This window comes from Flavobacteriales bacterium (genome assembly GCA_029248105.1).
Lineage (GTDB): Bacteria > Bacteroidota > Bacteroidia > Flavobacteriales > UBA7312 > UBA8444.
In genome coordinates, this window is record JAQWJZ010000017.1 from 1 (window position 1) to 26,871 (window position 26,871).

The 26,871-nt window shown below is 35.4% G+C and carries 19 protein-coding genes and 1 tRNA gene; 10 read left to right on the forward strand and 10 right to left on the reverse strand.

Going from position 1 to position 26,871, the window contains the following annotated elements:
- Both P8I29_02890 and P8I29_02895 read right to left on the reverse strand, forming a co-directional pair.
- The coding region (locus P8I29_02890) for a hypothetical protein (GenBank protein ID MDG1916742.1) at positions 1 to 257 on the reverse strand (257 nt) is incomplete at its 3' end.
- Between the two features lie 107 nt (positions 258 to 364).
- Positions 365 to 437: transfer RNA gene (locus P8I29_02895), tRNA-Gln, on the reverse strand.
- Between the two features lie 133 nt (positions 438 to 570).
- On the opposite strand from P8I29_02895, the gene P8I29_02900 reads away from it, so the two are divergent.
- The gene (locus P8I29_02900; protein ID MDG1916743.1) at positions 571 to 3,588 is read left to right on the forward strand and encodes a DUF2723 domain-containing protein; all 3,018 of its coding nucleotides are present in this window, start codon (positions 571 to 573) and stop codon (positions 3,586 to 3,588) included.
- A gap of 39 nt (positions 3,589 to 3,627) precedes the next feature.
- Positions 3,628 to 4,239 carry a polysaccharide deacetylase family protein gene (locus tag P8I29_02905; protein MDG1916744.1) on the forward strand — a complete coding sequence of 204 codons (612 nt, stop codon included), beginning with the start codon at positions 3,628 to 3,630 and terminating at the stop codon, positions 4,237 to 4,239.
- On the opposite strand, the gene P8I29_02910 is transcribed toward P8I29_02905, so the two are convergent.
- From P8I29_02910 to metG, 7 genes are all read right to left on the reverse strand, one after another.
- A complete protein-coding gene (locus P8I29_02910) occupies positions 4,234 to 4,497 on the reverse strand; it encodes a rhodanese-like domain-containing protein (protein ID MDG1916745.1) in 264 nt (87 codons plus the stop codon). The genes P8I29_02905 and P8I29_02910 overlap by 6 nt on opposite strands.
- Positions 4,498 to 4,503: 6 nt before the next feature.
- Positions 4,504 to 5,892, reverse strand: coding sequence for a rhodanese-like domain-containing protein (locus tag P8I29_02915; GenBank protein ID MDG1916746.1), 1,389 nt, complete (start codon positions 5,890 to 5,892; stop codon positions 4,504 to 4,506).
- Between the two features lie 27 nt (positions 5,893 to 5,919).
- Positions 5,920 to 6,699: a sulfite exporter TauE/SafE family protein gene (locus P8I29_02920; protein ID MDG1916747.1), complete on the reverse strand. Its 780-nt coding sequence runs from the start codon at positions 6,697 to 6,699 to the stop codon at positions 5,920 to 5,922.
- Positions 6,700 to 6,883: 184 nt separating this feature from the next.
- On the reverse strand, positions 6,884 to 7,786 hold the full coding sequence (locus P8I29_02925) for a type IX secretion system membrane protein PorP/SprF (GenBank protein ID MDG1916748.1): 903 nt from the start codon (positions 7,784 to 7,786) through the stop codon (positions 6,884 to 6,886).
- A 4-nt stretch (positions 7,787 to 7,790) separates the two neighbouring features.
- Positions 7,791 to 14,138 carry a gliding motility-associated C-terminal domain-containing protein gene (locus tag P8I29_02930; GenBank protein ID MDG1916749.1) on the reverse strand — a complete coding sequence of 2,116 codons (6,348 nt, stop codon included), beginning with the start codon at positions 14,136 to 14,138 and terminating at the stop codon, positions 7,791 to 7,793.
- Between the two features lie 394 nt (positions 14,139 to 14,532).
- Complete coding sequence (locus P8I29_02935; GenBank protein ID MDG1916750.1) at positions 14,533 to 15,720, reverse strand: T9SS type A sorting domain-containing protein; 1,188 nt, start codon at positions 15,718 to 15,720, stop codon at positions 14,533 to 14,535.
- 36 nt (positions 15,721 to 15,756) lie between these two features.
- The gene (metG, locus tag P8I29_02940; GenBank protein MDG1916751.1) at positions 15,757 to 17,442 is read right to left on the reverse strand and encodes a methionine--tRNA ligase; all 1,686 of its coding nucleotides are present in this window, start codon (positions 17,440 to 17,442) and stop codon (positions 15,757 to 15,759) included.
- Positions 17,443 to 17,499: 57 nt separating this feature from the next.
- Here metG and P8I29_02945 point away from each other — a divergent pair, with 57 nt between their 5' ends.
- The 5 genes from P8I29_02945 to P8I29_02965 are packed head-to-tail and all read left to right on the forward strand — an operon-like array spanning position 17,500 to position 23,324.
- Entirely contained in the window at positions 17,500 to 18,423 is a 924-nt protein-coding gene (locus P8I29_02945; protein MDG1916752.1) for an LD-carboxypeptidase, read from the forward strand.
- Positions 18,407 to 18,757 carry a YraN family protein gene (locus P8I29_02950; protein ID MDG1916753.1) on the forward strand — a complete coding sequence of 117 codons (351 nt, stop codon included), beginning with the start codon at positions 18,407 to 18,409 and terminating at the stop codon, positions 18,755 to 18,757. The genes P8I29_02945 and P8I29_02950 overlap by 17 nt, the downstream gene beginning before the upstream one ends.
- A 35-nt stretch (positions 18,758 to 18,792) precedes the next feature.
- Positions 18,793 to 19,638, forward strand: coding sequence for a pseudouridine synthase (locus P8I29_02955; protein MDG1916754.1), 846 nt, complete (start codon positions 18,793 to 18,795; stop codon positions 19,636 to 19,638).
- A gap of 39 nt (positions 19,639 to 19,677) precedes the next feature.
- Positions 19,678 to 22,170 (forward strand): AsmA-like C-terminal region-containing protein, encoded by a 2,493-nt coding sequence (locus tag P8I29_02960; GenBank protein MDG1916755.1) that lies wholly within the window; start codon positions 19,678 to 19,680, stop codon positions 22,168 to 22,170.
- The gene (locus tag P8I29_02965) at positions 22,158 to 23,324 is read left to right on the forward strand and encodes an ATP-binding protein (protein ID MDG1916756.1); all 1,167 of its coding nucleotides are present in this window, start codon (positions 22,158 to 22,160) and stop codon (positions 23,322 to 23,324) included. The genes P8I29_02960 and P8I29_02965 overlap by 13 nt, the downstream gene beginning before the upstream one ends.
- Here the strand turns inward: P8I29_02965 and P8I29_02970 are convergent.
- Positions 23,321 to 24,169, reverse strand: a complete 849-nt coding sequence (locus P8I29_02970; protein ID MDG1916757.1) for a bifunctional methionine sulfoxide reductase B/A protein — start codon at positions 24,167 to 24,169, stop codon at positions 23,321 to 23,323. The two genes, P8I29_02965 and P8I29_02970, sit on opposite strands and share 4 nt — an antisense overlap.
- 120 nt (positions 24,170 to 24,289) lie before the next feature.
- On the opposite strand from P8I29_02970, the gene hemW reads away from it, so the two are divergent.
- From hemW to P8I29_02985, 3 genes are all read left to right on the forward strand, one after another.
- Entirely contained in the window at positions 24,290 to 25,420 is a 1,131-nt protein-coding gene (hemW, locus tag P8I29_02975; protein ID MDG1916758.1) for a radical SAM family heme chaperone HemW, read from the forward strand.
- 298 nt (positions 25,421 to 25,718) lie between these two features.
- Complete coding sequence (locus P8I29_02980; GenBank protein MDG1916759.1) at positions 25,719 to 26,462, forward strand: cyclase family protein; 744 nt, start codon at positions 25,719 to 25,721, stop codon at positions 26,460 to 26,462.
- Positions 26,456 to 26,794, forward strand: a complete 339-nt coding sequence (locus P8I29_02985) for an MmcQ/YjbR family DNA-binding protein (GenBank protein MDG1916760.1) — start codon at positions 26,456 to 26,458, stop codon at positions 26,792 to 26,794. Before P8I29_02980 ends, P8I29_02985 begins: the two co-directional genes overlap by 7 nt.
- The last annotated feature ends 77 nt before the right edge of the window (positions 26,795 to 26,871 follow it).

Here is a 26,871-nt window from a genome sequence, read left to right on the forward strand (position 1 = left end):
AGAGAAGAAATGTCAAAAGAACCACCATTTGAAACAATAATGCTAGAAGCAATATCAGACTCATCAGCATCTTGGGTTATCACGAAACTAATATCCGAAAGAGAACCTTGAACCAAGTTACTTAAAGAAATATCAGATGCTGGGCTAAAATTTGACTGTGAATATACACTAGAACTTAAAAGTAAGAATGCAAATAAAATAGAATTGAAAAAAAGTAATTTTCTACTTGTTCTTAGATTAGATAATGAAGCTATCATAAATACTTGTTTTGGTTAACGTGAGGATAAAATCCACCACCTAGCAAATATATAAAAAAAACAAAGCTTAAAAAAGAAAAAAATATCGAAAAAAGAGAGAAAAAAAGTTACCCGACTAGGGCTCGAACCTAGACTCTTCTGGACCAAAACCAGACGTGTTGCCAGTTACACCATCGGGCAAAATAGGGCGACAAAAGTAACAATTAAAATTGTAGCTCCAAAAAAAATATAACAAATGTTTTAAATCATAAAAATGATTCCTATTTGGAGGAATTATTTATTAAATTCGCAACAAAACAATTACATTATCCTCATGAACTATATTAAATCAAATAATCTTTTAGGTTGGTTAACTTTTTCAATAGCATTTTTTGTTTACTTCCTTACAATCGAGCCTACTGTAAGTTTTTGGGATTGCGGAGAATATATAAGTACAGCTTATAAACTTGAGGTTGGTCACCCTCCGGGAGCACCTCTATTCCAATTATTAGGAAGGTTTTTTAGCTTATTTGCTACTGACGTTACAAACGTTGCGTTCATGATAAATCTAATGTCAGCAATGTGCAGCGCATTTGCTATTTTGTTTTTATTTTGGACGATTACTGCTTTAGCAAAAAAAATGACCTCTGTTTCAAATGAAAACAACGAATTTTCATTAGCGCAAAAAATTGGAATTTTTGGAAGCGGACTTGTAGGAGCTCTAGCATATACATTTACAGACTCTTTTTGGTTTTCCGCAACAGAGGGAGAGGTGTATGCTATGTCATCAACCTTTACAGCCATTACCTTTTGGGCAATTTTAAAATGGGAAAGTGAGGCAGATGACAAATATTCTTCTAGATGGATTATTTTAATTGCGTATTTAATTGGCTTATCTGTAGGTGTTCACCTTCTAAATCTATTAGCGATTCCGGCATTAGTGTTTATTTATTATTTCAAAAAATACGAAGTAAGCACTTGGGGGCTAATAAAAGTATTTTTACTATCTGTTGTAATAACTGGAGGCATTCAAGGCGTTATAATCCCTCAAGTTGTAAACTTTGCAAAAGGCTTTGAATTATTTTTCGTCAATACTATTGGACTTCCCTTCAACTCAGGTACAATCATCTATTTTGCTCTTATAATTCTTGGAATTGTATTTGGTTTAAAATATGCTAAAAGAAACAATAAGCCTACGATGGGTATAGCTTTAGTAAGTTTTGCTACAATATTAATTGGTTATTCTACCTTTTTCATATTGGTTATTCGCTCAAATGCAGACACTCCTATAGATGAAAATAATCCAGAAGATGCAGTAAGTTTATTAGCTTATTTGAACAGAGAGCAATATGGAGATTGGCCTATCCTTAGCGGACAACATTATAATGCAAATATTGTTGATCTTGAAGACGGAACCCCTGTTTACAAAAAAGATGAAGAGTCAGGAAGATACGTGATAACAAACGACAGAAAAAATTCAAAGCCTGTTTATGACTCAAAGTTTAGTGGATTTTTTCCAAGAATGTGGAGCTCTCAACAACCCTCACACGCTAAAGCCTATCAACAATGGAGTGGTCAAAAAAACGCTAAGCGACCCCCAACTTTTTCAGAGAACTTGACCTATTTTTTCAGATATCAAATTGGCCATATGTATTTTAGGTATTTTATGTGGAATTTTTCTGGCCGACAGAACGATATACAAGGTCACGGCGAAATTAATAAAGGAAACTGGATGAGTGGCATTCCTTTCATTGATGAAAATATACGTGGGCTTGGACCTCAAGACAATATCCCTAAAAATATGGCCGACAATAAAGGTAGAAACAACTACTATATGTTGCCATTTTTACTTGGTATAATTGGATTACTGTATCAAATAAAAAAGAATAAAAATGATGCCCTAGTCGTCTTTTTATTATTTCTATTTACTGGTATTGCAATTGTGGTATATATTAATCAATATCCTTTCCAACCAAGAGAACGAGATTATGCCTATGTCGGCTCATTCTACGCATATGCTATTTGGATTGGGCTAGGTGTAATGGCAATAATAGATTTTCTTTCTAAAAAATTATCAGCCGTAAATAGCTCCGTTATAGCTACCGCACTCTGCTTACTCTTAGTGCCCACATTAATGGCAAAAGAAAATTGGGACGACCACGACAGATCTAGAAGGTATACCGCTAGAGATGTTGCGACAAACTATCTAAATTCTTGCGCTCCTAACGCTATAATCTTTACTAATGGCGACAATGATACATTCCCACTTTGGTACGCACAAGAAGTCGAAGGAATACGTACCGATATAAGAGTCGTTAACTTAAGCCTCTTTAATACGGACTGGTATATCGATCAAATGAAAAGAGCCGCTTATGATGCTGCACCAATTCCAAGCTCAATGACTTGGGATAAATACAAACAAGGGACTAGAGATTATATCCTTATTAGAGATAACAATAAAGGCTACGTTGAAGTAAAAGATGTTGTGAACTTTATCGCTAGTGATAGTGACAAAACTAAAGGTTTTACAAGAAATGGCGAAAAGTCCGACTATTGCCCAACTAATAAACTCAAAATCACCATTGATAAAGATGATGTTATTAGTAAAGGTGTTGTTCCAGAAAGCTATAGAGACAGAATAGTTGATGAAGTGAAATGGGAACTTAAAGGCAATGGCTTTAGTAAAAATGAAATGATGGTGCTAGATATTCTGGCTAATTTTAACTGGGAAAGACCAATCTATTTCGCTATTACTGTAGGTTCTGGAAACTTTATGGGATTAGAAAAATATTTTCAACTTGATGGATTAGCCTACAGATTCGTGCCTTATTTAGCCAACTCAACAGATGGACAAACAGGTGAAATTGCTACTGATATTATGTATGACAACTTAGTTAATAAATTCAAATGGGGGAATATGCAAGACCCAACAATTTATTTGGATGAAACAAACATGAGAATGACTATGAATTTCAGAAATAATTTTGCAAGATTATCAGACGCCCTAATTAGAAAAGGGGAATTTGACAAAGCTGAAATCGTTATTGATAAATGTGTAGAAATTATGCCAAACGAGGCAATACCATACAATTATTTCAACCTTCCATTAGCGGAAGGATATTACAGAATCGGAAAAATAGAAAAAGCAAGAGAGGTTATAAGTATTTTGACTGACACCTATTTTGACGAATTAGACTATTACAGCTCAATAGACGAAAAATTATTGAGTAAAATTCAAAGAGAATACCAAATAGCTAATCAGATTATTTCGAATATGTACAGTTTAACTACCAAATATAATGACGAAGATTCGCAAAAAAAGATAGTTGAACTTTATGAAAAATATCAATAATTAAAATATTCTAAGAGAGCCTTTTGGCTCTCTTTTTTTATGTTAAAACTCGTTCAAATACCTGCAATTATTCAGCGTTTTTTTCCTTCAATAATTTGGAATAAAGAAAGGGTTAACAAAACTATATACCTCACTTTCGATGATGGCCCACACGAAAGTTTAACACCATTCATATTGGATGAGTTAAAAAAATATAAAGCCAAAGCGACATTCTTTTACCAAGGCTCACAGGCAGAAAAACATCCTCTATTACTAAAAAGATGTGTTGAAGAAAAACACCAAATTGGAAATCACACATACTCTCATCTAAACGGATGGGCAACAAAAAACGAAGATTATTTTAAAGACATAGAAAAAGCTAATGAATTTTTACATAGCAAATTGTTTAGACCACCATACGGCAGAATAAAGCCATCTCAGATAAGACATATAAGTCAATATTATGATATAATAATGTGGGATATATTAAGCTGGGACTTTGACAAAAACACCTCGACAGAAGAATGCTACAATAATATAATTAGCAATGCAATGAGCGGTTCTATAATTGTTTTGCACGAAAACGAAAAGTCAATAGAAAATGTCAAGCAGGTTTTACCCAGAGTATTGAGTTACTTCAACTCACATGGCTTCAAATTTGAAACCTTATAACTTATTTAAGTTAGCATTTACATCTAACCACCCGCCACCGTTTTCAACTTGGGTAACTCCATTTGCTATCAAATAATCTATTGCCTTTTGAGAACGAACACCAGCAGCACAAAAAATCAGCATCGGCTGTAATTCTTTTAGCTCTTCAAATCTAGACACCACCTCATTTAGAGGCACGTTAATAGCATTAGGAACACTTCCTGCATTAAACTCAGCAGGGGTCCTCACATCTATCAAATTTAGTTTTACATTTTCCATATCTCTTTAGTTTGAGCACGATTGGCCTTCGGTAATCGGCACATCCTCCTTTGATAACTTAGAATATCCGCCTTCTACATTAATCGTGTTATTGAAACCATTAGCAGCCAACATTGAACAAGCAATCATGGAGCGATATCCACCAGCACAATAGACCATAATATTATCTTCTTTATTCAACTCTGATATCTTGGCGGGTAGCTCTTGCAATCTGATATGAGTAGATTGACTAATGTAACCATTAGATCGCTCTCCAGGTTTTCTAACATCAAGAATATGTTCATGCCCCCGCCCTATTTTCAATGAAGCTTCTTCAGGTGAACAGTTTTTTATGGTTTCTAAATCACCAGCATAAGAGCCTATACCACCATCTAAAAAGCCAATAACATTCTCATAACCTACTCTTGCCAATCGAGTTATAGCTTCACGTTCAAAGCCTTTATCCGTAACTAATAACAATGATGATTCAGGATTTAACAAAGCTCCTACCCAGGGCGCATATTGACCTTTTAAACCAATATTTATTGAGCCTTCAATAAAGCCATTTGAAAAATCTTGAGGAGAACGGCAATCTAAAATTACAACTCCATCAGTTACTGAACTCACAAACTCGGAATGATTTAACGGATTAAGATTATTAGATATGACTGTATCTAAATCGGTATAACCATTTTTATTCTTCATAACGTCAGTAAAAAAATATGCTGGAGGTGCTAGTAAACCATCGGTAACTTCTTGAACAAACTCTGTTTTTGTTATGTCTTTTAAAGCGTAATTGGATTGCCTTTGTTCACCAATTGTAGAATACGTTTCTGAACCGATATTTTTTCCACAAGCTGAACCAGCTCCGTGTGCAGGGTAAACAATAACATCATCTGATAAAGTCAGTAATTTAGTTCTTAATGAATCGTATAACAATCCAGCTAGATCTTCTTGAGTAATATCACCTGATTTAACTGCTAAATCTGGCCTACCAACATCCCCTACAAATAAAGTGTCACCGGTAAAAACACTATGGTTTTTTCCTTCTTCATCGGAAAGCAAAAAACATGAGGACTCCATAGTATGTCCGGGCGTATGAAGCAACTCTAAAGAAATATCACCAATATTAAATACTTCACCATCGAAAGCTTTATGAAAGTCAAAATTAGCATCGGCATTGGGGCCATAAACGATCGTTGCTCCAGTTTTTCTGGCCAAATCAAGATGCCCAGATACAAAATCAGCATGAAAATGTGTTTCAAAAATATATTTTATTGTCGCATTATTATCTTTTGCCATCTGAATATAAACATCGATATCTCTCAAAGGGTCGACTATCGCAACCTCGCCTTTTGATTCAATATAATAAGCCGCTTCGGATAAACACTTGGTATATAATTGTTCTATTTTCATAAATATAATATTAGATTGACGATGGTCTTAAAAAAATAACTCTTTGACAAGTATTGCAACCGCCATTAACAATACAAAAATACCAAATGATTTTTTTAAAAGGGGACCTTTTATCAACTTTGAGTAATGAGAACCGATAATAATCCCCAAGATGGAGAAGGCAGTAAATAATAGTAATAAATCCCATTCGATAGGATTGTTCAATTCTGCAGTAAAGCCTAAAATTGACTTAATAGCGATAATTAATAATGAAGTTCCTACCGCCTGCTTAATGCTAATATTAGTAAGAAGTAGTAATGCTGGTATTATTAAAAAGCCGCCACCAGCCCCAACAAAACCAGTAATAATACCGACAATTATCCCATCTAATGCGATAAGTAGAAAATTATTATCTCGATTTGTAGCCGATAACTTCCAAGAGAAAAGCATTGAAAGTGAAGCCAATAACATTATCCCTCCAAAAAATACGAGAATAAAAGTGTTTTTTTGAAAAGCAAACAATTCAAAAAATTGAATGGTCTCAGGCAGATTAGGAACAATCCATCTTCTGCAAAAGAAAACACCTAATAAAGACGGTATAGCAAAATACAAACTAACCTTAAAGTTTATATCGCCTCTCTGGTAAAAACGTTGCGCTCCAACTAGAGCAGATATACCAACAATAAATAATGAATATGCCGTAGCAGTAACGGGACTAACGTCCATTACATAAACTAATATAGGAACTGTTAAAATTGACCCTCCCCCACCAATAAGACCTAAAACAATACCGACTAATAACGCTAGAAAATAAGCTGTAAAAACCATATTTTAAAGTTGTTTTTAAACGAAAAAAAGCGACTTAACTAACATTTAAGTGTTAACAAAAGAAAGTTTGAATTAGACCAAACGAGGACAAAACACATAAATTTGCTTGTCGTAACATTTGTTTTTGGTTAGCTTTATTGTTAGACAATTTAAAAGTCCTTTACTAATACTAGGGGACTTTTTTTTATTTAGCCCTGTTAAACTTAAAGCCAAGTTTAAATTCGTTTGATCCACTAGTAACTGTAGAAAGTTCAGATGTTACAAAATCATGAGCATAGGCGACATAAAATCGTTCGTCGATATCTACACCTATATACATACAAGCAGCATCATTAAATCGATAAGATAACGCTGTCCATATTAGGTCTTTAAAGGTAACCTTAGTCATGAGCTCAATACTAGCAGGGGAAGGAGATGACATCATAAGCAATAAAGAGGGCTCTATAGTGAATGCATCATTAAGATCCTTTATATATCCTACACCAGCAAAAATATGATTGGTTAAACCTCCTTCAATTAAACTATTATCATCATACTCATCTTTAACTGTGAAAGTGCTTGAAAGAAGTTGAGGTAATGCCAAAGAAGCATAGAAATTGTCAGCATAAAGATAAGCTCCAAATGTAGCTGTTGGAACAACTGAAGATAAAATAGGAGAGTTAAACACAGGGTCACCTTCATCATATGGATTGACGATGGTGTGATCTAATTTATATTGTAAAAAACCTGCAGACAAGCCTAATGAAAGGCTAATATCATCTTTTACTCTTAAGTGATAAGCATAGCTTAGTGTAATTCCTCTTCTACTATCAGCTCCAGCAACATCTTTGAATGCGGTAGCACCTACAGCCATCTTTTCATTTCGCAATAATCCATATCCATTGATTACATCAGTTTGAGGCGCTTCTCTTACACCAGACCATTGATTTCTTATTACTGCATTCAATTGGGTAGTCCCATCGACACCAGCAAAAGCAGGGTTATATAAAAAAGGACTTAACTGATAGCTTGTAAATTGAGGTAACTGCTGAGCTAACGACACGTTACACATTACAAGTAAAACGAAATATAATATGAATTTTTTCATTCTTTTATCTTACAATGGTCACAGGACCAGTTAAAGGTTCTTTATTTAAACTACTATCAAACGTTATAATGTAATAATAGGATCCAACAGGCAAATCAGTACCGTTATATTTACCGTCCCAATTCTCAATATTTGGATATGATGAAGACCATATTGATGCTCCCCAACGATTAAATATTTCAATTTTAGCTGACTCGTATTGATTTAGATAACTAATTTCCCAAGTGTCATTATAGCCGTCACCATTAGGAGAAAAGCCCTCGTTCATTCCTACAAATACTCTAATAGTATCGTTGCCAATACAGCCTGTTAAAGTATCTAATGCATAGGCAACATAAGTTGTTGTGATAAGTGGGCTAACCACTATATCGCTTGTGGACTCGCTTGTACTCCACAAATATGGCGGTTCACCATCAATAATAGAAAGAGTAGCACTCTGTCCTCTGATTATACCAAAGTCTTCATTAGAGGCTATTACTGGATTTAAGACAACTATATCAAGTTCATCCGTAAATGTGCAAGCAGAGGCATAATCACTTACTGTAACAGAAACAGTAGATGAATTTGTTACAACTAATTCTAAATTAGATTCGTCCTGATAAATTTGCTGATTAGGTGTTACAACCCATGAATACGTACTATATTCATCAAACCTATTTGCATTGATAATAATACTATCACCGTAACAAACATTTATAGTTGAATTATAGTTAAAGACTCTTGCTGGGTGAATCTCTACTTCTTCAGTATAAATACATCCATTATCATCAGTTATGGTAAGTAAGAACAGGGTATCTGAAACATCATTATCTGCTGGAAAGTCAACCACTATATTAGGATCATTAGTAGCAGAAGCTTGATAGTTTTGAGTAGTTGAAATTCCCGAAGTTGCATCAATTTCATAATTATAATATCCGTTAGCAAAAGGTGTCCCTCCAGTTGCATGAACTAGTATATTTCCGTTTTGTCCTTCACAATATTCATTCAATACATCAAGAGATATTGAATAAGCATCAGGCTGGAATATAGTATATGAGGCAGACGACTTACAGCCGTTATCATCTGTAACTTCTACAGTATAAGAGCCTGCAGACAATATAGAAGGATTCTCACCATCCCAATCAATATTAATATATGGGGATGTTCCTCCTGTCACTTGCCCATTAACATTAGCAGTACCATCAGAAAGACCGTTACAACTTACATTAGTAGTAGAAACAGAATTTATTAAGAGAGGACTATCTGGCCCATCAACTTCATAAGTTGCCGTTATTTCACAACCAGAAGCGTCTGTAATTACAATATTATATACACCCTTGATTAGATTCGATATATCTTCATTTGTAGAATTGGTATTAGGACCCGACCACTGATATTGATAATTAGGTGTACCACCCGCTACAACAACATCAATAGATCCATTATTATCACCGTAGCAATCATTATCTTCAATAGTAAATGTTGTAATTTCAACTAAGTCCGTAGGTGTTGTAACAAATACTGAATCAATCAATATACAACCATCTCCATCGGTAATTATATTAGTGTACCACATACCAGGAGCAAGTCCTACGGCAGTAGCAGATTGTTGATTTAGAGGGTCATTCCAGTCATAAGTATAAGGAGACCAACCACCAACAGCATTAAAGTTGAATGAAGCATCAATAGAACCTAAGCAAGTAACTGAAGTAGTATCGGCTGTATTGGTTAGGCTAAACAATTCTGAATAGTCAATCGTTAAACTATCAGAACCGACACAACCGTTGTTATCTGTATATGTAGCATAATAGGTGCCTGCACTTAAATTATCAATTTCTGGTAATAAGGAAATCGTATTGTTATCAGAATCGGTCCAAACTACTGAGTAATTACCAAAACCTAAACCGCCTGAAAATGTTGAAGTTGCTTGTCCATCGGCATTACCTTCACAACGTATATTGATGACATCTTCAAAATCAACATCAATTTGATTAGGGTGTGATATAGTAATTTCATCTTCTGTAACGCACCCTCTTGAATCTGTTACAACAACAGTATAATCACCTTGAGGCACTAAAGATAAGGTGTCAAATCCTGCTGATATACTAGTCCTAATATCATCTACTTGAGAAGAAACAAACCACTCGAAAGTAAATGAACCTGCTCCACCGCCAGCGTTTGCCAAAATTACAGCATCAGAATAGCCGAAACAGGAAATGTCCATGCCATTATAACTAGACAATACAGAAAGGTCTAAAGTAACGTCCAAAGGCTCATCGATGATAATTGGCGAATATGTAGTAGTACAACCATTGTTGTCTTCAACTTCTAATTGGTAAGTTCCTGGCAAAAGATTATTAACAGTAGGATTAATTCCTGATAAATTACCTGGCCAAAGGTTTACTCCATTATCATTTTGCCAACTATAAGAATAACCTGAATTTGATGGCGTTCCTCCACTTACAGTTACAACCGATGCAGAGCCATCAGAGTAATCTACACAGCTCACATCCTGAGCCTCGACACTCACACTTATTGGCAGGGGAGACAAAATTTCAATGTTTTCTAACTCGGCACTACAACCTAATGAATCACGTACCGTTGCATTATAAAAGCCTTCCTCTAGTCCACTAAAGGTAGAAAGGTATTGCCAAGAAACACCACCGTTTAATGAATACTCATAGTATGGACTGCCTCCCGTGGCTGTTAAAGAAATCTGGCCGTCCTCATCATCATAACATAGGTTATCTACTGTGCCTAACAATGAAAGGGATGGCGAATTAGCTTTAGAGATATTAATACTATCAAGAGTATAACATGAATTGAAATCCCATATATGTACGTAATAAAAACCTTCTGTTAAGAATTCTATGTTAGAACTATTTGCAGTTGGATTCAAAGTGTTATTTTCTAATTGAACAGGCTGTTGGTAGTCAACATCATAAGACCATAAATAGATATATGGTGTAGTTCCGCCTGTTACTGATACTGAAGCAGTAGCGTCCCAGCCTAGGCAACTCTCTAATGTTGAAGACATATTAACGACTTCAATTGCTGAGGGCTGAGAAATATAAAACGAGTTATTCAGTTTATCACAACCATTAGCATCTATAATGTCATAAAAGTACAATCCTTCTGACAAACCAGAAACCAAAAATGTATCGGCTGAAAGCGGTGTAAAAGTAATAGACGATGGATTGGAAGAGAGAGAAAAATCAGTTGTCCCCCCAGAGATAATAACAAGGGCTTCTCCGTCATTACTACCATTACACGATGTTGGTGTTAGGACATGAACGACACTTATTGGTTCTGGCTCGGTTATTTCGTGAGAAACAGATTGAGTACATCCATTGGCATCTTGAATAGATAAATTGTAAGTCCCCGCAGACAAACCTGTAATAGAGTCTGATGTTATTTGTTGAGAAAAGTCCGGGTCGTTAACAAACAACCAATAATAATCTCCTGGGAAAGGATTTCCGCCGTCTACATTAAGGAATATTTTACCAGTATCATCACCATTACAACTCAACGTCGTTGATGATAGTGTATCTACTTCAACAGAGATAATAAAGTTTTCTTCAATTAAAATAGGTGAATAGGTATCAAAACAACCGTTACTGTCTGTAACACTAAGACTATAGCTACCTGATGACAAACCATTAAATGTAGCGGTAGTATCAGAAGATATCACATCACCAACACCAGAAAGTGTATGAGTGAATGGGTAGGCACTACCAAAAGTTGTAACATCTAATTCACCTTGCTCATCACCAGAACATAAATTATCAGTAGTACTTATAGAAGTAATTTCAACAGGAGCTATTTTTGGCAAGAACACCATAAATTCTTTTTCACAACCTAAAAAATCTGTCACCTTTACAAATTTATTTTCACCACCAGATAATAGGATTGCTGTTTCTGTTACTTGTCCTGACTGAACCCATTCATATGAATATCCAGTACCAGGAACACCACCAGAAGCTGCTACGGTCACCTGTCCATTGTCATTATCACAAGTTTCAGAAATCAAATCAGAAAATACAGCTTGCATTTCTGAGTTTTGTTGAATATCAAAAGTATCTACAAAAACACACGCATTGCTATCTACAACAGTAAACTCATATTGACCACTTGGAAGGTCTGAAACAGTAAGGTTAGTGTTGGCAGTCGAACTTACATTACCAATGTTAGGCAAGTTCGAGATATTATATGGACCTAATCCACCTAAAACCTCAACACTAATTTGTCCTGTCGAAGCACCGAAACAATCAATATCAACCGTCGGAATAGGGTTGGTAAAAGACATTTGGCTAGGTTGAGTCAGAGTAATTCCAGAAATTGTATCTGCACATCCTAAAAGATCCGATACCACAACTGTATATGATCCATCTGGAATATTATTTAAAAAGTCTGTACCGTTAACTAATGTATCACCAGACCAGGAGTAAAAATATGGAACTGAACCGCCTTCTGCACTTACAGAAATATAGCCGTCAAAACTTCCGAAACATTTTGGGTTAAGCGTCGAATCAACAGTCAACACTAAATCTTCTGGCTGAGTAATAATAGTATCTATTAAGGAAGACAAACATCCTGTAGCGTCAGTAGCAAGCACTGAGTATGATGCAGGTGAAAGACCGCTAACGCTGCTTGAGTCAACAAACATGGGGAACCCATCTTTATACCATTCATAAGTTAGACCCCCAATACCTCCAGTACTAGACAAGTTAATACTACCATTATCATATTCAAAACAAGTAGAATTGACAACACTAGCAAAGGATAAAATAATTTCCTCAGGCTCGTTAAGTTCAACAATAGTGTCAAATGGACAACCCTTAGCATCCGTTACAGAAATGTTATATGTGCCTGCTACAAAATCAGTGACTTCAAAGCTAGTAGGAGTAACGGTGTTCGATGTGCCAATAGTAATATCATACACTCCTGTACCATTTGTAGGGTTCACCAAAATATATCCATCCGCCGAGTTAAAACAAGACAGATCTGTAGAAATCACATCAACAGATAAAAATGGAATGTCTAGTATAGGAATTAGGGAATCGGAAACACAGCCATTTGCATCTTCAGCATAAACAGTGTAATCTCCAGCTGTTAAGCCCTCAAACAAACCTGTATCTTGTGGAAGGTTAATAGTGTACTGATAAGGCGGGTTACCTCCAATAGCACTTACATTTAAACTAGCTAATGAATCCTGACAAAAAATTGTATCAGCAGACAGTATATCAAACGTAATTTCAGAATAGGTTAATATTTCAAAAGTACCGACACCAACACATCCATTGGTATCTCTAGCAAAAATGTCAATAAATCCAGCTGGCAGATTGTTAAAGGTGCCATCATTTTGCCAATTAATATTATCTATACTAAATTCAAAATCACCTCGTCCGCCACTAGCAGAAACTTCAATATCTCCATCATTGAGACCAAAACACCTAACACTATCTCGGTCTAACAGAGATAAAGTAATAGGAGTAACCGTATCAACAACACTGAACAATTCGTCAGCAGTACAGCCATTAGCATCAGTCACTGTAATAGTATAGTCGCCTAGAGGAATTCCAAAAATATCTTCATCTGAAGAGGTATAGCCACCTGTCCCTGTCCAGCTAAATGAATAATCTAAAGTATCAACAACCGTACCATTAGTATTATTGATTGTTTCGCCAACACCGCCGAATACATCAATCTCTACAGAACCATTGGACCCTAAATTACACAATACCTCTGAGGCTACACCTTCAATATAAAGGCTATCCGGCTCTCTTAAGGTATAGTTTCTAGTAGATTGACAGCCAGAAGCAGAAGTGAATAAAAACACATAATCTCCAGCACACAAGTTGGATTGACTACTGCTATTACTTGTAGCAGTCGTTGATGTATAAAAAGGAGCTCCAAAGACAGAGTCCTCGTACCAGTCAATGGTATATAATTGAGATGGATTGGTTAGATTCACAAAAACCTGACCATTACAATCTCCATAACAATTGACATTGTATCCGTTGGTAAAAAATGTAGGGCTAAATACAGTTGTAATTATGGAATTCGAAGTCAAGTTAATCGTCTCTGAACAAACAGTCCCACCAACAGTTGTAATGGTATAATCTCCACCAAACAAACCTGAAAGTGTTAAAGTATCTTGAGTAGAATTGTAAGTTGCGGTAGTAGAATTGGGAAATTCTACATCAATAGTATACGGGTGTGTAAAAACAACATCTACAATCCCATTACTATTACAAAGATCGTCTTGAACTACTATTACATCGAAGGAGCCGCATTGAGCCTTTGATTGAAGAACAGAGGAAAAGCAAACTAAAAAAAGTGCCAATACCTTTACCTTATCTATTATTTTCAAAATATTTAAGTTTTAAATTATCTGAAATTTTGAATTCGCAAGATACAAAAATTAACAAAGTTTTTACATATATACAAGATAGTATTAAAAGAAATAAACAAAAGAGTGTTAATGTGATTTTATTCCCAAATTTTAAGATTGCATAACTGGCAAATCTATGTCTTGATTTATTTTACTAAATTTGAAACTAAATAAACGCCCCTTAAACTATGAAAATCAACTTCTTAGAAGCTTTTTTAGCTCTAATTTCTTTCTATTCTATTATTCTTTTTTTGCTTTGTATATACTCAAAAAAGTATGCTATTCTTTTTTTTAGAATCTTCAAAATTTACAATTTGCAAATATCATTTTACTTAATTTTTATTCTGTGCTGTGCGGTGGCAGTTCAGCTCGTCTAACTTTTCACAAAAAGCTGCTTAACAGAATTTAAATCTCTAGAATGTATCAAATAAACCCCTTTATTTAACGAAGTCAAATCAATTGAATTAACTCCAATTTCAACAGGAAATTCTAAGACTATGTTACCTAACATATCTGAAACAACTAAATTGTTGATAGGGGTTGCACTTTCAATATTAAGATGCGACTGACACGGATTTGGATAAGCCGTAAAACTTTTCAAATCGTTGACTTTTACAGATGTTGTTTCGCAAATGAGGTTGTACAGAAAATCGCTGATAAATGGAACTGCAACACCGTCGATATCTAAGATAGGCGCAGCATGACCACCAGAACTAAATGTGTATAAATCATTTGACAGTCCAACATTATCTAACTCTTCACTTATTTTTCCCGATCCACAAAGGTAAGGCAAAGAGGGATTGTTTAAAGCATTAGCACATTCATAAAAAACGGTATTATCATCGGTAGCATGTAAACTGACTACTGGCTCGTCATCAGCATCTATAAAATCAAGGGTATTTAAAGCGCCAGCTAAAAGAATTGCGCCACTTACTTCTGAAGAGTAGCCTGAGTTACCACTATTTCCTTCTAATCCTCCTGCTAAATCATAAAAAGACTGAAACTCTGCTGGAACTTGATTGTCATCAATGAATGACAAATGAGCTGCTGTAATAGCACCTGCCGAATAGCCGCCTACAAAAATAAGATCGTTATCAATCCCATAGGAATTATTATTTACCGCCACATCTTTTCTAAAGTAACGAACAGCTGCTTTCATATCTGATACAGAATTAAGCACGGTTTGCGAAAAAATATCAGATGCATTAGGGCTAAACAAATTTGCCGTTGATGTGAGGCGGTATTGAATTGAGGCAGTAACATACCCACGCTTAGCAAAAGCCTCACAAAGACTGATCATTGCAGGGTTATTTTTATTTCCTGCTACATAGGTACCCCCATGTGCAAAAATAATTAAGGGACGATTTGTAGCCGTATCATTGTCAGGCTGATAAATATCCATATCTAATCCTGTATCAAAAGCTGACCAATCATAAACATCGGTATATTCAACAGTTGTCTTTGAAACATCTGTAAATATTTCGGTTTCATATCGCCCATCACATTGAGCGAATACTTGAACAGATAGAAAAAAGAGGGCTATACTTAAAAAACACTTCATGAGTTATTGATTTTGTTTAAGCCCAAATATAATAAATTAAGCACTCAATCTAGCTAATTGATTTTCGATGATATCGTCTTCTATTTTGGAAAACAACAAACTTGCTGGATTCAACTTATGATTAGGCATAAGTTCTTCGATATTATCCCAATTACCTTGCTTAATATTGAGCATTGCACTTAATTTTTGAGCCGTAAAAGGTAAAAATGGCTCAGACAATACTGAAAGGTGCGAGGCGATCTGCAAGGCTATATTTAAAATTGTTTGCGTTCTTATTTCGTCTGTTTTTTTCAATTTCCAAGGCTCTGTGTCGGCCAAATATTTATTACCCAAACGAGCTAAATTCATAACCTCATACAATGCTTCCCTAAGCTTATAATGCTCTATCAATTGACCTACTTTTTCAGAACAATTTGAAAGCTCTAAAAGGATATCTTTATCATAGGCACTCAACTCCCCTCTTTCAGGCACAAGACCGTCCCAATATTTATTAGTCAGCACCACAACTCTATTGATAAAGTTTCCAAAAATACCTACTAATTCACTATTATTTCGGGTTTGAAAATCAGCCCATGTAAAATCTGTATCTTTTGATTCGGGCGCAGTGGAACACAAAGAATACCGTAGAACATCCTGTTGTCCTTCGAAATCTTTTAAATATTCGTGTAACCAAATGGCCCAGTTTCTAGATGTGGATAGCTTTTGACCTTCAAGGTTTAAGAACGCATTAGCAGCTACGTTTGTAGGCAGCACAAAATCGCCATGAGCCTTTAATAAAATCGGAAAAATTATAGCGTGAAATACGATATTATCCTTGCCGATAAAATGAATAAGTTCAGAATCATTTTGCCAATAATCTTGCCAATTTTTGTTGTTTTCTGTCGCCCATTGTTTGGTAGCAGAAATATAGCCTATTGGAGCGTCAAGCCAAACGTAAAGCACTTTGCCGTCAGCACCTTCAACTGGCACTTTAACACCCCAGTCCAAATCACGTGTCATAGCACGTTCTCTAAGTCCACCATCAATCCAGGATTTGCACTGACCAATAACTTGAGAGCGCCAATATTTAGGGTCGTGTAATTGTTGGCCATCAATCATTCCGTTTTCTATCCAACTCTTCAACCAATCTTCATGATTTTGCATCGGCAAATACCAATGCTTTGTTTCTTTCATTATTGGTTTATTGCCACTCAAAGTAGACTTAGGGTTTATTAATTCTGATGGGCTCAATGCAGAGCCGCATTTTTCACACTGATCGCCATAAGCGCCATCGAAACCGCACTTTGGACAAGTTCCAACAATATATCTATCTGCTAAAAACTGATTATGTTCTTCATCAAAAAATTGCTGTGATACTTGTTGAGTAAACACTTGTTTTTGGTCTAAAACACTAAAAAACTCCTGCGCTGTCTGGTGATGTAATGGGTCTGATGTACGATGATAAATATCGAAGTTAATGCCAAAATCTTCAAATGATTTTTTATTGAGTTGATGATAAGTATCTACAATTTCTTGTGGGCTTACCCCTTCTTTTTTGGCACGTAAAGTTATTGCTGCTCCATGCTCGTCAGAACCACAAATAAACACCACATCGTTTTGTTTGGATTTTCTATAACGCACATAAATATCTGCAGGAAGATAAGCTCCTGCTATGTGTCCAATATGTAAAGGTCCGTTGGCGTAAGGTAAAGCTGAAGTAACCGTATATCGTTTTTTTGTCATTAACTTGTTCTAAAAAATTATCTTCGCAAAGATATTAAAAGGTAGCACAACACTACGATGAATAAAGAACAATCTAGCAAACACATTCCACCCTACTTAAAAAAAGGCGATAAAGTAGGTCTTATTTCTACAGCACGTAAAATTAGCTTAGAAGAACTAAAACCAGGGATTGCATGTATTGAAGGCTGGGGATTAGAAGTTGTTTTAGGGGATAATTTATTTAATAGCCTTCATCAGTTTTCGGCTAGCGATGACCAGAGAGCAAGCGATTTGCAATATATGCTTGACAACCAAGATATAAAAGCTATTCTATGTGTTCGTGGTGGCTATGGAACAGTTCGCATTATTGACAAAATAAATTTTAGTCGGTTTCAAAAACATCCCAAATGGTTGGCAGGTTTTAGTGATATAACGGTTCTTCACTCACAAATCCACAACCTTAACATTGCTAGTATTCATTCCACAATGCCCATAAGTTTTGCTACAAATACAAGCCAATCTATTGACAGTTTAAAAGACGCTTTATTGGGCAACGATATATCTACTGAAACAATTAGCCATCCATTAAATAGAGAAGGACAAGCGAGAGGTCAAGCAGTTGGTGGAAATTTATCCATCCTTTACAGTCTTATTGGCAGCTCATCAGATATTTGTACTGACGGAAAACTATTATTTATAGAGGATTTAGACGAATATCTATATCACATAGATAGAATGATGCAAAACCTCAAAAGAAATGGAAAGTTAGCACACCTTAAAGGTCTAATGGTGGGTGGAATGACAAAAATGAATGACAATACAATACCCTTTGGCAAAAGTGCGGAAGAGATTATTATCGATACTGTTTCAGAATACAACTACCCTGTATGTTTCCATTTTCCAGCAGGACATATTAGCGACAACAGAGCATTGAAATTAGGTCAGGTCGCACACCTTAATGTTGGCAAAACAATTACCTTAAACTATGAAAAAAGCACATAAATTGGGGCAAAAAAGCGAAGAAATAGCCGCTCAATTTTTAGCCCATAAAAAACATCAAATATTAGATAGAAATTGGCGATGTAGAAAAGCCGAAATAGACCTAATATCAAAACATGAGCACACCTTAGTTTTTAGTGAAGTTAAAACAAGAAGTAGTGAGCGGTTTGGACAGCCAAAAGAATTTGTTAGTGAACGTAAAGAATCGTTGATGAAAGATGCTGCTGAAGCCTATTTGGAGTTGAAAAATCTGGACTTAGAAGTACGTTTTGACATCCTAAGCATAGTCATAAAAAATGAAGGTATTAAGATTGAACACCTAGAAAATGCATTTTGAGTAGTGATTTGCCTACCTTTGCACAAATTTGGGAAATGGAAAGAAAGAATAACAGGTTTAATAAAAGCAATAAAGAAGGCTCTAAGGGAGGCTTTAAAAGGAAGGATTCCAAAAAAGCGTCTTTTACAAAACCTTTCGCTAAGAGAATATCTAGAAAGCCTGTCAAGAGTGACAAGCCTGGAATGCGATTAAATCAATTTATCGCACATTCGGGCATAAGCTCAAGAAGAGAAGCAGATAACCTCATCAAAGCTGGGCTTGTTCAAGTCAATGGCAAAGTCATTATAGAAATGGGCTTCAGAGTACTCGAAACAGATACAGTAAAATTCAACAACGAAACTATAGCATCAGAAACTAAACGCTATCTACTGTTGAACAAACCCAAAGATTACCTAACGAGCACGGACGACCCCAAGAAAAAGAATGTTTACGAACTTATTGCAAACGCTTGTAAAGAACGTGTTTATCCAGTAGGAAGACTAGATAGAATTACATCAGGGCTATTGTTATTTACTAACGATGGTGAACTTTCTAAAAAGCTAACCTTCCCCAAGCAAAGGGTAAAGAAAATATACCACATTACGCTAGACAAAAACCTAAAAGCTGCAGATATGCACAAAATAAAAGAAGGGGTTACTGTCGCTGGTTTTTTAACAGAAATTGAAACCATTTCTTATGTTCAAAATGCCCCTAAAAAAGAAGTTGGGGTTGAAATACATATTGGCAGAAATAGCACCCTCAAAAATCTATTTGCACATTTAGGATACAAAATTGTGAAAATGGACAGAGTCTATTTCGGAGGCTTAACCAAAAAAGATATTTCTAGAGGTAGATATCGATTTTTAAGCGATAAAGAAGTATCAATGCTAAAAATGATTTAAATTAGCATAATACAATTTTAATCTAGCCGTTAAAAAATTATGCGCATTCTAAAACGTCTTTTACTATCTCTTTTATTACTAGCTATATTTATTGCTGGTTCTTCTGCTGCCTACATTTATCATAAGCAAGATGACTTCGAGCAAAGGATAATCCAAGAAGTGAACAAGCAGCTCAAATCCCCAATTGAGATTGGTGATATTGAATTTTCTGCAATTAAAAATTTTCCATTTGTAAGTGTTGAACTCAACAATGTTGCTGCTTTAGATGCTTTTCAAACTGACACCCTCTGCAAGATAGGTCAGCTACAAGTTAAATTCAATGCTTTAGACTTGTACAACAAGGTGTATATCATTCAAGAATTATCCTTGAAAGATGGCTTTGCCAATATATACTACAAAGACAGTATGCCTAATTATGAAATATGGCACAGCACACCAGACAGCAGTAGTGGAGAAAATATAAACTTTGGATTAGAAAATATCATTCTCGACAATTTTAAAATTGCATATGCTAATGATAATATAGAGGCCGTAATATTAAACCAAGAAAGTGAGCTAAAACTAGCTATTCAGGATGGTCTAACATCAGTAGACATTAGCGGTGAAATCGTAAACGAGAAACTGCTAATTGACAAGATAAACCACCTGCCAAAAGAAACAATCGCACTCAACGGAATCATTACTATAGATTCATTAGCAACAAAAATAAAATCAAACCTATCTTTTGCTAATATGCAATTTGACTTAGGTTTTGAAAGTGCCGATGAAACCATGATAGTGGATTTAAACACTTCACAACTGGACCTCAAATCTATTTTCACAAAAATCCCTAAGGACTATTTATCTGCTTTGGAAAGCTATGACATTAATGGTAAAAGTATCGTGAAGTTAAACTACAAAAGCGATCAACAAAAAGAACCGTTCATAGCCGTTGATTTCACATTGGAAAATGGAATTGTTAAAGGCAAAGATTTACCTTTTGATATGAATGAACTTTCACTAAAAGGAAATTACACAAACGGGAAGCTACGCCAAGATGCAAGCACAGAGATTATCCTCGATGATATACAATTCCTTGCTAATGGTGAAACCATACAAGCTAATGCCGTTGTAAAGGGACTTGAAAACCCTACTATTATCACTGACTTTGCTACACAACTTCAATTATCAGAATTGAAAAAATGGGGCTATGAGCACGATTTCTTATCCTTAGCAGGTGATGCCAAAATTAAAGGCTCATATAATGGGAAGGTAGGCTTGCAAAATAAAATAACCTATGATATGGCCATGGCTCAAAAGTCTGCAGATATAAACGTTAGTAATTTAGATTTTCTGAATGACAATCAGACCCCAAAACTAAGTCAAGCTACGCTGGACTTAAAGCTCGTAGATGATAATTTAACTATTTCAAAATTTGATGGGTTTTTGGCAGAAGAGAGTAAATTTAACTTTGTTGGAGGGTTTGAGAATGTGTTCTCTTACCTATTCCTAAAAAATGCACCCTTAAAAATTGCTGGAAATTTAAATTCCGATTGGATGATTATCGATGACTTTTTAACTAGCTCTGATAGTGCTAATGATACACAACAGGAATCAACTACAACAGCCATCAATTTGCCTAATGATGTTATAGTTAATATTAATCTTTCTCTTATTGACTTAACTTTTGATCGTTTCCATATGCGAAATTTTACTTCAAAAATTAGCTACAAAAACAAACTGCTCAAAGCCAAAGACATTATACTAGAAACTATGTCTGGGCAGATTACTTCAAACGTGAGTTTTGAGCAGGTTTCAGGTGGCAAATTGAGATTAATTAGCACTACGGCTCTTGACGACATTAATGTACGTCAGCTATTTTACGAATTCCACAACTTCGGACAAACTACCATGCGTCACAAGCATTTAAAAGGGAAGATAGATTCCGAAATTTACCTCAGAAACGAATGGGACAAATACTTTAATCCTATTGATGGACATCTGTACTCTTTCATAGATGTAAAAATTAATAATGGTGAATTATTGGACTTTGAACCCTTGATGATGATGTCAGATTATATCAGCGTAGAAGAGTTAAAACGGATAAAATTTTCTACATTAGAGAACCAAATTGAGATAAAAAATAACTTAATCGATATCCCTTTTATGGAAATTCATTCTACGGCAATAGATATTGCGGGTGCAGGAACACACTCCTTTGACAACATAATGGATTACGAGTTTAAAATCCTTTTAAATGAAATATTAGGTAATAAATTTAAAAGAAAAAATAAGAAAAAAGTTTCTGAATTTGGTATTGTTCAAGATGACGGAGTCAAAGGAATGACTATGTTCTTAAAAATGAAAGGCACCGTTGATGATCCTGAAATTTCATACAACACTCTAAAACTCAGAGAATCATTAGGTGAAGGCTTTAAAAAAGAAAAGAAGGAATTAAAAGACGTTATCAAAAATCAATTCGGGGATAAGAACAACGACAGACACATTAAAGACAACCCCGATTACGACAATATTATTGAATGGGAGGAATAAATATATATAGCACGAGGAAGAATTGGAAGATTGTTCTTGTTCTTTTTGCTACCATCATTTGCATAGCATCACTGACCTACACCAACAAGCTAGTTGCTGATCTGGATACTGAGGAAAGAAAAAAGATAGAGCTTTGGGCAGAAGCAACTAATCAATTAGTCAATTCAGGAATGGGACCAACCAATAACATTTTGGCTAGTCGCATAATGCAAGAGAACACCAGCATACCCATTATCCTAACAAATGAAGTAGGAGAAATTATTGGCAATAGAAATTTACCCCATCGTAATAACCAAGATGCTTTTCTAAAAAAGCAACTCGAGATTATGATTGAGCAACACGAGCCCATCATCATAGAGGCCAAAATGAACGGTCAAGTCATTTTAACACAATACCTTTATTATAAAGATTCTCATATACTAAGTCAGCTCAGGTTTTATCCATTACTACAATTAGTAGTTATCTTTTTATTTATAGGCATAGCTTACTTGGCTTTCAACCGTTCTAAAAAATCCGAACAAAACTTAGTATGGGCAGGAATGGCTAAAGAAACAGCACATCAAATTGGCACTCCATTATCATCTCTTATGGCATGGGTAGAAATTCTGAAAGGAAAAGATGGAATGATTGAAATAAGTAATGAAATCAATAAAGATGTTAAGCGCTTAGAGACGATAACCGAACGGTTTTCAAAAGTAGGCTCGAAGCCAAATTTGGAAAAACAAAGCATCTACGAAATTCTTACTCATACAGTATCCTATCTGCAGAATAGACTTTCGTCTAATGTAAGCATAGTGTTAGATAATCAATGCAACGATGCTACAGCCCCTATTAACTGTACACTGTTCGAATGGGTAATAGAGAATATATGTAAAAATGCTGCTGATGCTATGCAGGGCAAAGGGCTCATAAAAATCAACATATTTAGCGATGCTAATTATCTCAAAATTGACATACAAGACAATGGAAAGGGCTTGGCAAAAAATAACTTCAAACGTATTTTTGAACCTGGATTTACCACTAAAAAGAGAGGCTGGGGACTAGGTTTGTCTTTATCTAAACGAATTATTGAAGAATATCACTTGGGGCGATTATACGTTAAATCATCTTCTGCAGAAGGAACAACTTTTCGTATTTCATTACACCGCAATTAAATACCACAACTGCCTTTTCCTCTTTTATATAAATATTCTTGGTGGTATTCTTCCGCTCTATAAAACTTCTCTGAAGGAACAATTTGAGTGACTATAGGCTCTTTAAATTTTCCAGAACCATCTAACTCATTCATTGTTTTGATAGCTATTTCTTTCTGATTGTCGTCATGATAAAATACGGCCGAACGGTATTGCGTACCTACATCTGGACCTTGGCGGTTTAAGGTAGTAGGATTATGGTTTTCCCAAAAGAGTTGTATCAATTCTTCGTAAGCTATTTGCTTAGGATCATAGAGAATTTCTACCGCTTCTGCATGATTGGTGTTTTCATAACAGACCTCTTTGTATGTCGGGTTTTTGGTATCACCACCAATATAGCCCACATCGGTAGAGTAAACACCTTTCAAGCTACGGAATAGCTCCTCAACACCCCAGAAGCAACCAGCAGCAAAAGTGGCTTTCTTCAATTTGTCGTCTACTATAAAGCGTATGCTGATACTATTAACACAATGGCGTGTATTTTCTGGGGTTAATTTTTCTCCCACAAAAACGTGTCCCAAGTGCCCATCGCATTTGGCACAAGTAATTTCTGTTCGTTCGTAACCCAAATCAAAATCTGATGTTTTCTTAATAGCTCCTTCTTTGACTTTGTCAAAAGCGGGCCACCCACAACCGGCATCGAACTTAGAAGAAGAATCGTATAAATGATTGCCACAAGCTCGGCATACAAATAGACCTGCCTCATAAAAATTGTCGTACTCACCAGTGAAAGGGGCTTCAGTACCCTTATCAACAATGACTCTTTTTTCTTCAGGGCTTAAGTTTTCAAAATAACTGTGATTCATTTTTTTAGGTGTTGTATTGGTTTGACAAGAAATTAAAAGTGGGCATAGTGCACAAAAATAAAGCATTAAGGAAAATAAATTATATCCTGAATTACTGAAATTCTTAACTATTTTTGTGAGGTGTCTGGTATCTATATTCATATTCCTTTTTGTAAGCAGCAATGCCATTACTGTGATTTTCACTTTTCCACTTCTCTAAAAAACAAGAATGATTTATTAGACGCTCTAGTCACTGAAATGAAAATTCAATCTTCTTTTTTAGAGGGTACAAAGATACGGACTATTTACTTTGGTGGCGGTACTCCATCCTTACTTTCAGAAAGCGAAATAGCTAGATTATTTGATGAGCTAAACAAAACATTTGACCTATCGGAAGTAGGAGAAATAACATTAGAAGCAAACCCCGACGACCTTACAAAAGAGAAAATAAAAGAGTTGAAAGGCACTCCAATTAATAGATTTAGTATTGGTGTTCAATCTTTTCACTCCAAAGATTTAGAGTACATGAATAGGGCGCATAATGTTCAACAAGCTTATGATTCTATTAAAGGTGTGCAAGATGCAGGTTGGGAAAACATCACTCTGGACCTAATTTATGGAACTCCAACCTTGGACAACGAACAATGGCAAAAAAATATGCAAACCGTCATTGATTTCGAGGTGCCTCACCTATCTGCTTATGGGCTAACCGTAGAAGAAAGAACTCCTTTACACCACGCTATTAAAGTAGGAAAGCAAGAAGCCCTGGACGAAGTTAAAAGTTCAGAACAGTTTGAAATGCTAATGGATTTTATTCCAAAACAGGGCTTGGAACAATACGAAATATCCAATTTCGCCAAACTAGGATTCGAGGCAAAGCACAACGGCAGCTATTGGACAGATGAAAAGTATTTGGGCTTAGGTCCATCGGCACATTCCTTTGATGGCAAAAAACGCATATGGAATATTTCAAATAATGCGAGGTATATCAAATCCTTAAATCAAGCTAAGTTGAATAACGATTTTGAGCTATTGACCGAAGAACAACGCTTTAATGAATATGTGCTCACCTCACTTCGCACTAAAGAAGGCTGTAATATAAGCTATGTAAAAGCTCGTTTTTCACCATTTTTAGTCGATTTTTTAACATTTTCACTCAAAAAATGGCAAAAAAACGCAGAAATTGAGAGAAATGGCGAATTTTTTATTTTGACAAAAAAAGGCAAATTAGTAGCAGATTGGATAGCTTCTGACTTGTTTTACGTGAAATAAAAAAGAAAGAGCCCAAAAATGGAGTTTTTTGATATTTTTTTATCGTTTTTAGTGCTTTTTATTCCTTTTTTACTGTTTTTATGCAAAAAACAGAATTTTAACCACTACAAAAAAAAGACCGTTTTAAAATAATTCAAAAAAGGGTAAAAAAATAATGTTTTTAGTCAATTTTGAAGGGTTTTGAATCGTTTTTGAGCAAAAAATGCCAAAAACAAACAAAATAAAATGCTTTTTTGGTGTGTTTTTTTAAAATCAAGCAAAAACATACCATTTATTAAATTTTGAATACTTTTAAGCCATGATAGCAAACATCACTCACAAAGAGAAGACCTTTAAGGTAGATTTAACACAACCTATTGATATTTCTCTGCCCTTAAAAGATGGTAATGACAATCCCAACGCTTGGTATGTGCCAGATGTAAAAATGGAAGCGGTTGTTATGGGCGATTGGGTTGGCGAGGTTAAAAAAGGAGGCTCGGTCAATTTTTTCAACATCTTCTTTAACCCTCATGGACATGGCACACATACCGAATGTGTGGGACATATTTCAAAAGAAAAAGAATCCATTAACGAATGTGTTAAAACCTACTTTTTTACTACCCAACTCATTAGCATTGAGCCCACACAACAAGATGGAGATTTAATCATTACTAGAGCTCAAATTGAACAGGTAATTGAGCCACAAACAGAGTCCATCATTATTCGCACCCTTCCCAATGGTAAGGACAAGAAAAACAAGGCTTATTCCAACACCAACCCACCCTATTTGGAAAAAGAAGCCGCAGACTTGCTCAGAGAATTAGACATAAAACACTTACTCATTGACTTGCCGTCAGTAGATAAAGAGCAAGATGGTGGCGCTTTGGCAGCTCACCACGCTTTTTGGAATTATCCCAACAACACTAGAATGGATTGCAGTATAACAGAGCTGATATACGTCCCCTCCTCAATTACGGACGGACACTATTTGCTGAACCTCAGCTTTGCCCCTTTTCACAACGATGCCAGTCCGAGCAGACCCACCCTATATGCCTTATTATGATTGAGGAGTTAAGAACTTATTGCCTAGCTAAAAATAATGTCAGCGAAGGGTTTCCCTTTGATGAAAAGACTTTAGTTTTTAAAGTACACGGCAAAATATTTGCCTTGTTTGCATTGGAAGAAGTTCCTTTGAGAATCAATCTTAAGTGCGAACCTGAAAAAGCGATAGAATTGAGAGAAGCCTTTGAGCAAGTAGTACCCGGTTATCATTGCAACAAAAAACATTGGAACACAATAGTAATTGAGCAACTTCCTGTAAAGCAAATACTAGAGTGGATAGATCATTCCTATCAATTGGTTTGGGACAAATTACCTAAAAAAATAAAGGGTTAATTTTTTGATTGCTCCAAATCATCCAAACGCTCTAAGAGTCGCTTATAATTAGCTTTCAGCTCCTCAATTTGTTGTTG

What these genes read in the sequence shown, in the direction of transcription:
- P8I29_02900 (MDG1916743.1), top strand. Translation starts at nt 571, where the DNA reads ATGAACTATATTAAATCAAATAATCTTTTAGGTTGGTTAACTTTTTCA.
- P8I29_02905 (MDG1916744.1), top strand. Translation starts at nt 3,628, where the DNA reads ATGTTAAAACTCGTTCAAATACCTGCAATTATTCAGCGTTTTTTTCCT.
- P8I29_02910 (MDG1916745.1), bottom strand. Translation starts at nt 4,497, where the DNA reads ATGGAAAATGTAAAACTAAATTTGATAGATGTGAGGACCCCTGCTGAG.
- P8I29_02915 (MDG1916746.1), bottom strand. Translation starts at nt 5,892, where the DNA reads ATGAAAATAGAACAATTATATACCAAGTGTTTATCCGAAGCGGCTTAT.
- P8I29_02920 (MDG1916747.1), bottom strand. Translation starts at nt 6,699, where the DNA reads ATGGTTTTTACAGCTTATTTTCTAGCGTTATTAGTCGGTATTGTTTTA.
- P8I29_02925 (MDG1916748.1), bottom strand. Translation starts at nt 7,786, where the DNA reads ATGAAAAAATTCATATTATATTTCGTTTTACTTGTAATGTGTAACGTG.
- P8I29_02935 (MDG1916750.1), bottom strand. Translation starts at nt 15,720, where the DNA reads ATGAAGTGTTTTTTAAGTATAGCCCTCTTTTTTCTATCTGTTCAAGTA.
- metG (MDG1916751.1), bottom strand. Translation starts at nt 17,442, where the DNA reads ATGACAAAAAAACGATATACGGTTACTTCAGCTTTACCTTACGCCAAC.
- P8I29_02945 (MDG1916752.1), top strand. Translation starts at nt 17,500, where the DNA reads ATGAATAAAGAACAATCTAGCAAACACATTCCACCCTACTTAAAAAAA.
- P8I29_02950 (MDG1916753.1), top strand. Translation starts at nt 18,407, where the DNA reads ATGAAAAAAGCACATAAATTGGGGCAAAAAAGCGAAGAAATAGCCGCT.
- P8I29_02955 (MDG1916754.1), top strand. Translation starts at nt 18,793, where the DNA reads ATGGAAAGAAAGAATAACAGGTTTAATAAAAGCAATAAAGAAGGCTCT.
- P8I29_02960 (MDG1916755.1), top strand. Translation starts at nt 19,678, where the DNA reads ATGCGCATTCTAAAACGTCTTTTACTATCTCTTTTATTACTAGCTATA.
- P8I29_02965 (MDG1916756.1), top strand. Translation starts at nt 22,158, where the DNA reads ATGGGAGGAATAAATATATATAGCACGAGGAAGAATTGGAAGATTGTT.
- P8I29_02970 (MDG1916757.1), bottom strand. Translation starts at nt 24,169, where the DNA reads ATGAATCACAGTTATTTTGAAAACTTAAGCCCTGAAGAAAAAAGAGTC.
- P8I29_02980 (MDG1916759.1), top strand. Translation starts at nt 25,719, where the DNA reads ATGATAGCAAACATCACTCACAAAGAGAAGACCTTTAAGGTAGATTTA.